The sequence below is a fragment of the Filimonas lacunae genome, assembly GCF_002355595.1.
GTDB lineage: Bacteria > Bacteroidota > Bacteroidia > Chitinophagales > Chitinophagaceae > Filimonas > Filimonas lacunae.
In genome coordinates, this window is record NZ_AP017422.1 from 2,577,054 (window position 1) to 2,590,099 (window position 13,046).

The 13,046-nt window shown below is 45.6% G+C and carries 10 protein-coding genes; 8 read left to right on the forward strand and 2 right to left on the reverse strand.

Annotated elements, in window-relative coordinates; all coding sequences use genetic code 11:
- Nucleotides 1-77 precede the first annotated feature (77 nt).
- From FLA_RS10140 to FLA_RS10160, 5 genes are read left to right on the forward strand one after another with little or no spacing between them, the layout of a single operon-like run.
- On the forward strand, nt 78-1,661 hold the full coding sequence (locus tag FLA_RS10140) for a response regulator (protein WP_076380360.1): 1,584 nt from the start codon (nt 78-80) through the stop codon (nt 1,659-1,661).
- A gap of 9 nt (nt 1,662-1,670) precedes the next feature.
- A complete protein-coding gene (locus FLA_RS10145; RefSeq protein WP_231940418.1) occupies nt 1,671-5,312 on the forward strand; it encodes a response regulator in 3,642 nt (1,213 codons plus the stop codon).
- A 31-nt stretch (nt 5,313-5,343) separates the two neighbouring features.
- Complete coding sequence (locus FLA_RS10150; protein ID WP_076380361.1) at nt 5,344-5,715, forward strand: response regulator; 372 nt, start codon at nt 5,344-5,346, stop codon at nt 5,713-5,715.
- A gap of 5 nt (nt 5,716-5,720) precedes the next feature.
- Complete coding sequence (locus FLA_RS10155; RefSeq protein WP_076380362.1) at nt 5,721-6,545, forward strand: CheR family methyltransferase; 825 nt, start codon at nt 5,721-5,723, stop codon at nt 6,543-6,545.
- On the forward strand, nt 6,527-7,108 hold the full coding sequence (locus tag FLA_RS10160; protein ID WP_076380598.1) for a chemotaxis protein CheB: 582 nt from the start codon (nt 6,527-6,529) through the stop codon (nt 7,106-7,108). Before FLA_RS10155 ends, FLA_RS10160 begins: the two co-directional genes overlap by 19 nt.
- Nucleotides 7,109-7,144: 36 nt before the next feature.
- Here FLA_RS10160 and FLA_RS10165 read toward each other — a convergent pair whose 3' ends face one another.
- Nucleotides 7,145-7,354 (reverse strand): hypothetical protein, encoded by a 210-nt coding sequence (locus FLA_RS10165; protein WP_076380363.1) that lies wholly within the window; start codon nt 7,352-7,354, stop codon nt 7,145-7,147.
- Between the two features lie 151 nt (nt 7,355-7,505).
- Here FLA_RS10165 and FLA_RS10170 point away from each other — a divergent pair, with 151 nt between their 5' ends.
- The 3 genes from FLA_RS10170 to FLA_RS10180 all read left to right on the forward strand — a co-directional run bounded on the left by FLA_RS10170 (nt 7,506) and on the right by FLA_RS10180 (nt 11,504).
- Nucleotides 7,506-9,176, forward strand: coding sequence for a glycoside hydrolase family 28 protein (locus FLA_RS10170; protein ID WP_076380364.1), 1,671 nt, complete (start codon nt 7,506-7,508; stop codon nt 9,174-9,176).
- Between the two features lie 30 nt (nt 9,177-9,206).
- Nucleotides 9,207-10,895 carry a glycoside hydrolase family 43 protein gene (locus tag FLA_RS10175; protein ID WP_231940419.1) on the forward strand — a complete coding sequence of 563 codons (1,689 nt, stop codon included), beginning with the start codon at nt 9,207-9,209 and terminating at the stop codon, nt 10,893-10,895.
- 159 nt (nt 10,896-11,054) lie between these two features.
- The gene (locus FLA_RS10180; protein WP_076380365.1) at nt 11,055-11,504 is read left to right on the forward strand and encodes a response regulator; all 450 of its coding nucleotides are present in this window, start codon (nt 11,055-11,057) and stop codon (nt 11,502-11,504) included.
- Here the strand turns inward: FLA_RS10180 and FLA_RS10185 are convergent.
- The gene (locus FLA_RS10185; protein WP_076380366.1) at nt 11,501-13,015 is read right to left on the reverse strand and encodes a succinate CoA transferase; all 1,515 of its coding nucleotides are present in this window, start codon (nt 13,013-13,015) and stop codon (nt 11,501-11,503) included. The two genes, FLA_RS10180 and FLA_RS10185, sit on opposite strands and share 4 nt — an antisense overlap.
- Nucleotides 13,016-13,046: the final 31 nt, after the last annotated feature.

Here is a 13,046-nt window from a genome sequence, read left to right on the forward strand (position 1 = left end):
CAAAGATGATACCCGGGCAAAAGGTGTGTCCTCCACAGGGTACACCTTTCTTTTAACATCAACCCCCAGGATGTGCTATGATATTGATTGTTGATGACCGGCAGGAGAATATTTATTCACTTCAGAAGATACTTGAGTTAAACCATTTTGAGGTTGATTCTGCTACTTCGGGTGAAGATGCGTTGAAAAAGATACTGAAGAATACCTATGAACTCATTATCCTCGACGTGCAAATGCCGGGCATGGATGGTTTTGAAGTAGCCGAAGCTATTAAAGGGTATAGCCGCAGCAAGGATGTGCCTATTATCTTTTTATCGGCCGTAAACATTGAAAAGAAGTTTATAGCCAAAGGCTATACCTCGGGCGGTATTGATTACATAGCCAAGCCTTTCGATCCCGATATATTACTGCTGAAAGTAAAAACCTTTTGCCGTTTACAGCAGCAAACCAACGAACTCAACGCCATTCACAAAACCCTGCGCGAAGAAATTGAATTTCGTAAGCAGGCCGAAAGTGACCTCTCCCAAAGTGTAGACGAGCTTCGCAGTATACTGGAATCTATTCCCCAGATCGCTTTTACCGCCAATGCAGGCGGTGCAATAGAATTTATTAACCAACACTGGTATCAATACAGCCGTGGCAAGGAAGTGCTGCCTAAAACAGCGCCGGGCGAGGTTAGTGTGGCCGACTGTATACGCGAAGCCATTGCATCGGGCAATGCTTTTGTGTCGGAAATAAGCATCCGGGCACTGGATCAGCAACAATACCGCTTTCATACACTTACTATGACGCCTATACGCAAGAACGGGCAAATAGTGAAGTGGGTAGGCATGTTTACCGATATTCATGAACAGAAAATGGCCAACCAGTTGCTGGAGCAACGGGTAACCGAAAGAACAGTGCAGCTGCAGAATATGAACAATGAGCTGGAAGCCACCAACCATGAGCTACAGCAATTTGCTTATGTGGCTTCACACGATTTAAAGGAGCCACTGCGTAAGATCCATTTTTTCAGCGACCTTATTAAAACGCGCCATTTAAAAGAGAATCCCGATGCCATAGCCGATATGGATAAGATCATCCGTTCTTCTGAGCGGATGCGCAGTTTAATTATGGACATACTGGATTATTCCAAAGTATCGGTACCCGACACTTTTGAGCCTGCCAATATCAACGGTATTATCAACGATATACTGGCCGATATGGAAATGCTGATTACAGAAAAACAGGCGGTGATTGAAGTACAAAATATTCCGCAGCTGGATGTAAACCCGGCCCAGATACGGCAGGTGTTTCAGAATATATTAAGCAATGCCATCAAATTTTCCCGCCCTCATGTGCCGCCACTAATCACCGTGGAAGCCTGCCTGGTAGCGGATAAAACTGCAGATAGCCCGCCTTGTGAAAACGGGCGTTATTGCCGTATTGAAATAGCCGATAATGGTATTGGCTTTAATGAAAAATACCTGGATAAGATTTTTGTGATATTTCAGCGCCTGAATTCCAAAGAAGAATACGAAGGCACGGGTATTGGCCTTGCCATTGTAAAAAAGATTGTAGACACACATAAGGGCATTATTACCGCGTCCAGCACCGAAGGCGCAGGTAGCCGCTTTGTTATTGTTTTACCCGTTCATCAGAACGATCATCATTTATCATAATACAGTTTCATGCAACAAAAAGCAAAGGCCATGAAATCGGCATTTAAAAGAAATATGTTGGTGGGTTTCGGTATTTCTTTATTGCTGTTAATAGTAAGCGCCATCGCGAGTTACAATAGCATTTCAGGATTAATCAGCAGCACTAACTGGGTTACACATACACACCGGGTAATTGAAAACCTGGAAAAAAGCATGAGTTACCTGAAAGATGCAGAAACCAGCCAACGTGGTTATTTACTCACTGGCAGGGAAAGCTTTTTAGGTCCGTATAAAGGCGCTTATGACAGTGCGCATGCCAGTGTACGACGGGTAAAGGAATTAACTGCTGATAACGACCAGCAGCAAAAGAACTGTGACCTGTTGCTGGATTTAATTGATAACCGCCTGGTACAACTGAAAGTGCTGATTGATAAAAAGGCCAACCATGACACTATTGGAATGGAAGACCTGGAGATGGGCAAAAAAATGATGGATGAAGCCCGTAGGCTGGTTGACAGGATGGGGCGTCTGGAACAAAGCCTGCTGGCAGAACGTACCGGTAGCATGACAAGGTTTGCTGAGTATACGCCTAATATTATACTGGTGGCTACCGCGCTGGCTTTTATCATTACTATAGTATCGCTGATAAAAGTAAATAGTGATTTTGAAAAGCGCACAGAATTGCAACTGGCACTGGAAGAGAAGGATGCAGATGTTACCCGGCGAATTAATATTATCAGCGGCATTGCCGATAAAATTTCTGATGGAGAATATAATACAAGGGCAGCTGATGAAGGCAAGGATGGATTGGGAGAGCTGTCTGTTGCTATCAACAAAATGGCGCAGTCGCTGGAGGTGTCGTTTACTACGTTATCGGATAAAGAATGGCTGCAAACAGGTATCGCTACTTTAAATGATAAAATGCTGGGCGAATATAACCTGCAGTTGCTGGCCTATAATGTAATAGAGTTTATTACGCAATATACCGCCAGCCAGGTAGGCGCTTTTTATGTGCAGGAGAATGATAAGCGCCTGCGTTATGTAAACGGGTATGCTTTCACGGCTTCTAAAGACAGGGAAGTGATTGTGGTGGGCGAAGGCATTACCGGGCAATCTGCTGCCAGTAAGTCTATCATCCGTTTAAAAGATATGCCGGGCAGCCAGGTGGTTATCAGTTATGCAACAGGCGAAGTGCGTCCGGTAGATGTGCTGGCTTTTCCATTGATGTTCGAGAAAAATGTGGTAGGCGTAATAGAACTGGCTTCGTTAACGCCCTACACAGCCAACGATCTGGCTTTTGTAGAAGCCGTATCGCACAACATTGGGGTGGTGATCAACAGCATTGAAAACAGGAAGCGTTTACAGGAGCTGCTGGAAGAAACCCAGTCGCAGGCCGAAGAATTGCAGGCACAGCACAGTGAGCTGGAAAACATCAACGCCGAGCTGGAAACCCAAACGCAAAAACTGCAGGCATCGGAAGAAGAGCTGAAAGTGCAGCAGGAAGAGTTGAAAGAAGCCAATACCGAACTGGAAGAAAGAACGCGTTTACTGGAAGAGAAAAACAACCTGATATTTGAACGCAATATTGAAATACAGCGGAAGGCTGAGCAACTGGCGTTAAGTACCAAATACAAATCGGAGTTTTTGGCCAATATGTCGCACGAACTGCGTACACCATTAAACTCTATTTTGTTATTATCCAGGCTGATGTCGGAAAACAACGACCGCAATCTGTCCAAAGAGCAGATTGAATACGCGAATGTAATCATGAGCTCAGGCCACGGTTTGCTGGCGCTGATTGACGAAATATTGGATTTGAGCAAGATTGAAGCGGGCAAAATGGAACTGGATTACCAGATGGTAATGCTGGAAGAGCTGGCGCAGGATATGCGAAGCCTGTTTATGCCGGTGGCCAAAGAAAAAAGTATAGAGTTTATTGTAACCATACACCAGGAAGTGCCTGTATCTATCGAAACAGATAAAATGCGGGTAGAGCAGATATTGAAAAACCTGTTATCCAACGCGCTGAAATTTACCACGCATGGCTATGTACGAATGGATGTACATGTGGTAACAGAAAATAAATCGCAACTGGCCTTTACGGTAAAAGATACCGGTATAGGTATTTCAAAAGATAAACAACAGCTGATATTTGAAGCCTTTCAGCAGGCAGATGGCAGCACGCGCCGCAAGTTTGGCGGCACGGGGCTGGGCCTTTCTATCAGCCGCGAACTGGTAAAACTACTGGGTGGCGAAATAGCTCTGGAAAGTATAGTGAACGAGGGTAGCGAGTTTACGGTGTATATACCCGTGAGCAAAGCGGCAGCTTCGGCAACACAGGCAAACAGCTCCAAATCGTTGTCGCAAATAGAAGATGCGATTGTAGTAAGCGAAGAAAACCCTGCTGTAGAAGCGAACCATACACAACGCTATATTTCAGAAGTGATTCCGGACAATATCCCGGACGACAGGGATAGTACAGCACCAGGCGATAACTGTATCTTAATAGTAGAAGACGATATCAACTTTGCCAAGTCGCTGCTGGACTACACCCGCAAAAAAGGCTATAAGGGCATTGTGTGTGTGCGGGGGGATGAGGTGCTGGAGCTGGCTGCGTTGTACCAGCCGGCAGGTATTTTACTGGATATTCAGCTGCCCGTACAGGATGGCTGGGAAGTGATGGAAGTGTTGAAAGGTTCGCCATTAACCAGGCATATACCGGTGCATATTATGTCGTCGCATGAGTTCCGTTACCAGAGTTTAAGCAAGGGGGCGGTAGACTTTATCAATAAGCCGGTGGCTTTTGAACAGATGAAAGATATCTTTAACCGTATTGAAGAGGTATTAACGGCCAACCCGCGTAAGGTGCTGATTGTGGAAGAAAACCCCAAGCATGCTAAAGCACTGGCCTACTTCCTGGAAACCCACCAGGTAAATGCAGAGATCAAAGACAATGTAAATGATAGTGTAGCTGCGCTGAACAAGCAACAGGTGAATTGTGTGATACTGGATATGGGCGTGCCCGACCAGAATGCCTACGACACGCTGGAAGAAGTGAAAAAGCGTCCCGGACTGGAAAACCTGCCTATTATCATTTTCACTGGTAAAAGCCTGAGTAAATCGGAAGAGCTGCGCATTAAAAAGTATGCAGATTCTATCGTTATTAAAACCGCCCATTCCTATAAGCGCATACTGGATGAGGTATCCCTGTTCTTACACCTGGTAGAAGAGAAAAAAGAGAATGGGGAAAATCCGCGTCAATACCGTAACCTGGGGCAACTGCAGGATGTGCTGAGAGGTAAAAAGGTGCTGATTGCCGATGACGATGTACGTAACATCTATTCTCTTACAAAAGCGCTGGAAACTTTCCATATGAATGTAATTTCGGCTATGGATGGCAAAGAAGCGTTGAAGCAACTGGAACAACATCCCGATACAGATATTGTGTTGATGGATATGATGATGCCGGAAATGGATGGGTATGAAAGTACCCGCCTTATCAGGGAAACGCATGCTTTCCGTAACTTGCCGATTATAGCAGTAACGGCTAAAGCTATGACGGGCGACAGGGCCAAGTGTATCAGCGCAGGAGCATCGGATTATATTACCAAGCCGGTAGATATAGATCAGTTGTTATCGTTGCTGAGGGTATGGTTGTACGACAGGAATTAACTGTATTACCTATAAGGCTAGAACTTTGATTATGGACAAAGGAAAGGTGTTAATTGTAGATGATGATGCGCGTAATATTTTTGCGCTTTCGGCGGTATTAAAGTCGAGGGGCTATACCTGCATTGCTGCGGGCGATGTAAAGGAAGCAATGCAAAAGATCACCACCCAGGAGGGCATAAAAGTTGTATTGCTGGATATGATGCTGCCGGATATGGATGGCTATGAAGCTTTACCCGATATGAAGGCAGCGCCAGAATACCAGGGCATACCTATTATTGCGGTTACCGCACAGGCCATGGCGGGCGACAGGGAACGTTGCATGCGGGCAGGTGCAGATGGCTATGTAAGCAAACCGGTGAATGTGGATGAACTGATACGATTAATGAACGCTTTAACTGATTAGCCGGATTGGAACACATATATATCAATGATAATGAAGTTGACATTCTTTTAAACGATATCATCAGTTTATACGGGTACGACTTTTCTGAATATGCCAGGGCTTCTTTAGGTCGCCGCATAAACAGGTTGTTTGTGCTGGATAAATTTGTTTCGTTTGCAGAACTGCGCTACCGGGTAAAAACCGACCCGGACTACTTTAGTCATTTTGTAGAAGAGATTACGGTGAATGTAACAGAGATGTTTCGCGATCCGTTGTTTTATAAAGCTTTACGGGAAGAAGTGTTGCCGGTATTGGCAACGCATCCTTTTATCAGGATATGGCATGCAGGTTGTTCTACCGGGGAAGAGGTATATTCTATGGCGATATTGTTGCAGGAAGCTAACCTGCTGCATAAATCGTTGTTATACGCCACTGACATCAACCCCAAGGTGCTGGAAAAATTGCGTGCAGGCATTTTTCCGCTTAGCCAGATGAAGCAATATTCTGAAAACTATATTGCATCGGGAGGTAAGGAAGTATTTAGCAGTTATTATACTGCTAATTACGACCGGGCCAAGTTTGACAGCAACCTGGGTAAAAATATTATTGTAAGTACCCATAACCTGGTTTCGGACAGATCATTTAACGAGTTTCAGTTAATTGTTTGCCGGAATGTGCTTATTTATTTTGACAAGCCATTAAAAGACAAAGCTTTTCAGTTGTTTGAAGAAAGCCTGGAAAAGCTGGGCTTTCTGGCATTGGGCTCAAAAGAAAATCTCAAGTTTTCGCCGGTTGGCAAAAAATTTCGCCAGCTGGATAACAGACAAAAGATATGGAGGAAAATAGAATAACACGGGGAAGCGGATTGGTAGTGGTAGGAGGATCGGCCGGTAGCCTGGACGTTATTTTAAAGGTATTGCCATTGTTAAGTGAAAGATTGCTGATTCCTGTTATCATAGTATTGCACCGCAAAACCAGTGACGACAACATATTAGTGGAATTGCTTGCCGCTAAAACCAAACTTCCCGTAAAAGAAGTGGAAGACGGGGATATTATTACCCCTGGTATTGTATATGTAGCACCAGCCGACTATCATTTATTAATAGAGAAAAATGGTGGCTTATCACTCGATGCTTCCGAAAAAATCAACTATAGCCGTCCCAGTATTGATGCCACCTTTGAATCGGCGGCGCTTGCCTATAACACACAACTCACAGCTGTTATATTATCCGGTGGTAATGGAGATGGTACCGAGGGCTTAAAAGCGGTAAAAGAACATAAGGGAGTAGCCATAGCGCAAGATCCTTCTACTGCTACAGCGCCTTATATGCCACAGTTTGCTATTACTGCCATTCCTATGGATGCCATTCTGGATGCAGAGGGGCTGGCCGAATACATTAACCAGTTTAGCTAAGAGGTGCGCGGTTATAAGCACTGCCGCGCACTTGTGTTACTTTCTTTTGCCACTTACCACCAGCACAGCGCCTACCACTACAACAGCGGCACCGGCATAAGTAGGCCAGCCTATCCATTTGTTTTCCTTTTTGTTGATCTCTACCGGGCCTATATCGGCCACTTTTTCCTGCGTGGTTACGGAAAAGCCTCTTATTACAATCATGACTATTCCAATAATAATCAATACAATACCCAGTGTTTTCATGATTAATGGTTTTGTTATCCCTAATTCAAGGCGCATGCCAGACATCTGCAACAGTATGGAAACGATTGCGTAAAAAAAGGGAGCCGGTGGGGGGAGTGTTTGCTAAAAAGGATATAGCATTGCTTATTGACTGATTTATAAATTGCTTGTCATGAACAGATTATCTGTGATAGGGCTATTAGGAATTGCAAGCGCCTTGTGGGCCGATGTAGATGTAAAAGCGCAAAAAGTTTCTTCTCCTGCGTATTCGTGGAATCATTTACCGGTAGTGGCGCAACCCGCGTTTAAAAAAGATACCCTGAGCATTGTGGCTTTTGGAGCCAAAGCAGATGGCGTTACGTTAAACACCGAGAGTATTAACAAAGCCATTGCCGCCTGTAGCAAAAAGGGTGGGGGCGTAGTGCTGGTACCGGAAGGCTTATGGCTTACCGGGCCTATTGTTTTGCAAAGCAATGTGAACCTGCATGTAAAGCGTGCTGCTATTATACAGTTTACCGACGATTTTAACCAATACCCCCTGGTAGAAGGTAATTATGAAGGTTTACGCAGTGCGCGCAACCAATCGCCCGTTTCAGGCACTAACCTGGAAAATGTGGCTATCACCGGAACCGGGGTGTTGGATGGCAATGGGGCTGCCTGGCACATGGGCTACCGCGACCGCTTTACCGAAGCACAGTGGAAGAAGAAAATTGCCGCCGGCGGTTCGGTAAGTGAAGATGGCAGAATATGGTTTCCTTCGGAGAAAACCCGCAGGGGACATGAAACCAAAAACAACGGTATTTTAAAAGACGGTAAAACGCTGGCAGATTTTGAAGACGTGAAAGATTATCTGCGTCCGAATATGGTGGTGCTTACCAACTGCAAAAAGGTATTGCTGGAAGGAGTTACCTTTCAAAATTCCCCTGCCTGGTGCATTCACCCTTTATTATGTAAAGACATTACTCTGCGTAACGTATTTGCGAAAAACCCCGAAACTGCTCCCAACGGCGACGGGTTAGACCTGGAAAGCTGCGCCCAGGTGCTGGTGGAAGGCTGCACTTTTGATGTGGGCGATGATGGCATTTGTATTAAATCGGGCAGGGATGAAGAAGGCCGCAAAAGAGGGGCGCCTACAGAGAATGCGATCATTCGTAATAACATAGTGTATCATGCACATGGCGGCCTGGTGATAGGCAGCGAAATGAGTGGCGGCGCACGTAACATCTTTGTAGAGAATTGCTCTTTTATAGGTTCGGATAAAGGCTTGCGGTTTAAAACTGCCCGTGGCCGTGGTGGTGTGGTGGAAAAGATATACTGCCGCAACATTAGCATGCGCAACATTGTAGAAGAAGCCATCTTCTTTGATATGTATTATTTTACCAGGCCCCCGGCCGGTGTTTCGGCAGAGGAAGTGCCTGCGGTTACAGAAGCCACCCCACAGTTTAAAGACTTTTATATCAGCAACATTGTGTGCAATGGTGCCAGCAAGGGCATTTTTATGCGGGGCCTGCCCGAGATGCATGTAAAAAATGTGCAGCTGAGTAATATGGTGCTAAAGGTGAAGAAAGGGATTGAACTGATTGAAAGCAGCGGCATCAGCTTACAGAACATTCAACTGCAAACCACGCTCAACAACCCCGTGATGTATGTTGAAAACAGTGATGCTATCACATTTGATAACATTACTTATCAGTCACAGGTGCCTGTGTTATTGGGTATCAGTGGCAAAAGAACCGCGAATGTGCGTGTACTGAATACTGATACTACTAAAGCAGAAAAAGCGGTGGAATACAGCCACGATGCCAGCGAAAAGGCGTTGCTGATGAACACTGCTAAAAAATAATCCACTTATCTAACTGTAAAATGCTGCGATATGATGAATAGATTGGCTGTACAAGGCCTGTTATGTAGTGCTATGTTGCTTGGCCTTACCTATGAAGTGGTAAAGGCACAGCCTCTGAGAGGTTGGCCGCCGGTGAGGGATAACCAGGCTTCTGGTATATCCAAAGTGTGGGTGCCCGACAATGGCAATGGTACTTTTAAAAACCCGGTGCTGAATGCCGATTACTCCGATCCGGATGCTATACGTGTTGGGGATGATTATTATTTAATCAGCAGCAGTTTTGATGCGGTGCCAGGCTTGCCTATCCTGCAATCAAAAGACCTGGTGAACTGGAAAATAGCCGGGCATGCTTTATTGCGCCAGCCCCCTTTTGACCATTTTGCTAAAACACAACATGGTAACGGTGTATGGGCGCCTTCTATCCGTTACCGCAATGGCGAATTCTATATTTATTACCCCGATCCGGATTTTGGTATCTATCTCACCAAAGCCAAAAACATTACTGGTCCCTGGAGCGATCCGGTGCTGGTAGAAGCCGGCAAGGGGCTGATAGATCCCTGCCCGTTATGGGATGAGGATGGTAAGGCATACCTGGTACATGCGTATGCAGGAAGCCGCGCCGGCATTAAAAGTGTGCTGGTAGTAAAGGAAATGAATGCAGAAGGTACCGCCACTACTTCGGCCGGTGTGCTGGTGTATGATGGGCATGGTACAGAAGATATTACCGTAGAAGGCCCTAAGCTGTATAAACGCAAAGGGTATTACTACATATTTGCCCCCGCAGGTGGCGTGCCTACCGGCTGGCAGATTGTATTACGGAGTAAAAACATTTACGGCCCTTACGAACGCAGGGTGGTAATGGACCAGGGTACTACTAAAGTCAATGGCCCGCACCAGGGCGCCTGGGTAACCACGCAAACCGGGGAAGACTGGTTTTTACATTTCCAGGATAAGGAAGCCTATGGTCGTGTAGTGCATTTGCAGCCGATGCGTTGGCTGAACGACTGGCCGGTAATTGGGTTGGATCGCAATTTAGATGGCAAGGGCGAGCCGGTACTGAACTATAAAAAGCCCAACGTAGGTAAAACCTGGCCTATTGAAACACCGGCTGAGTCGGATGAATTCAATGATGTCACATTGGGTTTGCAATGGCAATGGCAGGCCAATCCCAAGGCTACCTGGAGCTTTTTAAACCCCACCAAAGGCAGCCTGCGTTTATTCTCCGATAAAGTGCCTGATAGTGCTGTGAACTTGTGGGAGGTGCCGAATATCTTATTTCAGAAAACGCCGGCAGATGCATTTATGGCTACTACTAAGTTCACCTTTACGCCTAACGAAAAACTGGTGAACGAAAAAGCCGGATTGGTAGTGTTGGGATATAGCTATGCCGGACTGGCGGTAAAAAGCAAAAAAGACGGTTTATACCTGGTATATAACGCTTGCAAGGATGCGGAGAAAAAGCGTCCTGAACTGGAAACTGAGCTAGCTAAGCTCAGCGGTAAAGAAGTGTATTTTCGTGTTACAGTTACCAGCGGTGCACAGTGCCGTTTTAGCTACAGCCTTAACGGACAGCAGTTTATTAACGCCGGAGAAGTGTTTACCGCAGAGCCAGGTCGCTGGGTAGGCGCTAAAGTAGGATTGTATTGCACCCGAACCACCCAGATTAATGATGCAGGCTATGTAGATGTAGACTGGTTTAGGGTAGAAGCGGTGCGTTAGTCAGCTATCATTTAAATAGTTAAGAAGAGCCTGTTGTTTTGTTAAAACATACAGGCTCTTTTGGTTGGGATAATTTCCAATTCTATATTTTTGTAGGGTAATTCTATAAACAATTATCCGTTTACCCTAACAAAGAAATCAGTCTTGACTGGTTACGTTATGAAAAAATTTAAAGATTTAGATTGTATACTGCTCATTGACGATGATCATGTAACTAATTTTATACACACAAAGGCGATAGCCCGTGCAAATATTGCTGCACATGTTCAGGTAGCCGAAACTGCTACAGATGCCCTTGCTTTTTTAACCAATTCCGGTATTTTTTCCACAGAAGAAGAAAGCGATTTGCCACGTCCGGGCATTATTCTGCTGGATATTAATATGCCGGGTATGAATGGCTGGGAGTTTCTGGAAGCGTATGCCCGGTTAACCACCGTTCAAAAGGCCCGTATTATTGTAGTAATGCTTACCACTTCTTTAAATCCCGATGACGAACTGCGTGCTTTAAAAAGCCAGGACGTAATACAATTTATGAAAAAACCACTGCGCCCTGAAATGGTGGCAGAATTAGCGCAGCAGTTTTTTGAGTTACAATCCGAAACGGTTTAGTATATCTCCGGTTGCAGCACATCGCTTTTCATGCTGCCGGTGTTTTTAAACCGGGTGTGCCAGCTAAATGCTTTGTGCAGCAGGTGTGGGGTTTGCCCACCTGCTTTGCAGGCTTGTTTAAAATAATCCATCAGCTCTTCTTTATAGTCGCCATGCGTGCAATGCTCTATCATTAACCGGGCCCTTTCGCGGGGCGCCAGGTTTCGCAAATCGGCCAGCCCGTTTTCTGTAATAATCACATCTACATCATGCTCGCTATGGTCCACATGCGAAACCATCGGCACTATGCACGAAACGTCATTGTGTTTCGCAGTAGAGCTGGTTACAAAAATGCTGAGGTAAGCATTGCGGGCAAAATCGCCCGATCCGCCAATACCATTCATCATATGGGTACCGCTTACATGGGTGGAGTTTACGTTGCCATAAATATCACATTCCAGCGCCGTGTTTACAGCTATTACACCCAGGCGGCGTATCACTTCGGCGGCGTTACTAATGTCCTGCGGACGCAACACCATGTGTTGTTTGTAGTGATCTATGTTATTGAATATCTTTTCATAATAAGCTTCCGATACGGTAATGGAAGAGCCTGAAGCGTAGCGCATTTTACCGGCATCGATCAGGTCAAAAGTACTATCCTGCAATACTTCCGAATACATGGTCAGGTTTTCATAGTCGCTATCCAGCAACCCGCTTAACACGGCATTGGCCACCTTGCCAATACCACACTGCAAGGGTAACAATGAGCGGGTAAGGCGTCCTTTTTTAATTTCGTCATCAAAAAATTGCAACAGGTGTCCGGCTATAGCAGTAGTGCAGGTATCCGGTGGCGCAATATCTGCCGGGCTGTCTTTTTCATTAGTAATCACAATGCCAATGACTTTATCGGGGTCTACAGGAATGCTATGGTAGCCAATGCGCATATCCGGCCTGGTAATGGGGATGATGCGGTGATTGGGAAAGTTGCCGGTGAAAAAGATATCGTGTATACCCTTTACATTCGGGTGCACGCTCATGTTCAGCTCTATGATAATTTTATTGGCCAGTTGCGCAAAGGCGGCTGAATTGCCCACAGAGGTAGTGGGTATAATGCTGCCATCATCTTCAATCATGGCGGCTTCTAATATAGCAATATCCATTTCGGGAAAGTGGCCGCTTTTTAACTGCTCGGCTGTTTCAGATAAATGCTGATCAATAAACAGCACTTCCCCCTTGTTAATGTCTTTACGCAAAGTAGGGTCTACCTGAAAAGGCAGGCGGCGTTTTAATACATGTGCATTAGCCAGTAAGCCATCCGTACCATGTCCCAGCGATGCACCGGTTATTAACGTAATTTGTAAAGGATCGGTAGCGGCACGCTCGGCCAGGGCCGGCAACACAGCCTTGCTATCGCCGGATTGTGTAAAGCCGCTGGAGCCTACCACGGTGTTGTTTTGTATATAAGCGGCCGCTTGTGGGGCGGTGATGATTTTATCTAGTAAGGATGGATGTTTTATTCTGTGATTGTACATATATTGTATGTTATACAGGCAAAGCTACCAG

What these genes read in the sequence shown, in the direction of transcription:
- FLA_RS10180 (WP_076380365.1), top strand. Translation starts at nt 11,055, where the DNA reads ATGAAAAAATTTAAAGATTTAGATTGTATACTGCTCATTGACGATGAT.
- FLA_RS10175 (WP_231940419.1), top strand. Translation starts at nt 9,207, where the DNA reads ATGATGAATAGATTGGCTGTACAAGGCCTGTTATGTAGTGCTATGTTG.
- FLA_RS10150 (WP_076380361.1), top strand. Translation starts at nt 5,344, where the DNA reads ATGGACAAAGGAAAGGTGTTAATTGTAGATGATGATGCGCGTAATATT.
- FLA_RS10165 (WP_076380363.1), bottom strand. Translation starts at nt 7,354, where the DNA reads ATGAAAACACTGGGTATTGTATTGATTATTATTGGAATAGTCATGATT.
- FLA_RS10145 (WP_231940418.1), top strand. Translation starts at nt 1,671, where the DNA reads ATGCAACAAAAAGCAAAGGCCATGAAATCGGCATTTAAAAGAAATATG.
- FLA_RS10160 (WP_076380598.1), top strand. Translation starts at nt 6,527, where the DNA reads ATGGAGGAAAATAGAATAACACGGGGAAGCGGATTGGTAGTGGTAGGA.
- FLA_RS10170 (WP_076380364.1), top strand. Translation starts at nt 7,506, where the DNA reads ATGAACAGATTATCTGTGATAGGGCTATTAGGAATTGCAAGCGCCTTG.
- FLA_RS10140 (WP_076380360.1), top strand. Translation starts at nt 78, where the DNA reads ATGATATTGATTGTTGATGACCGGCAGGAGAATATTTATTCACTTCAG.
- FLA_RS10185 (WP_076380366.1), bottom strand. Translation starts at nt 13,015, where the DNA reads ATGTACAATCACAGAATAAAACATCCATCCTTACTAGATAAAATCATC.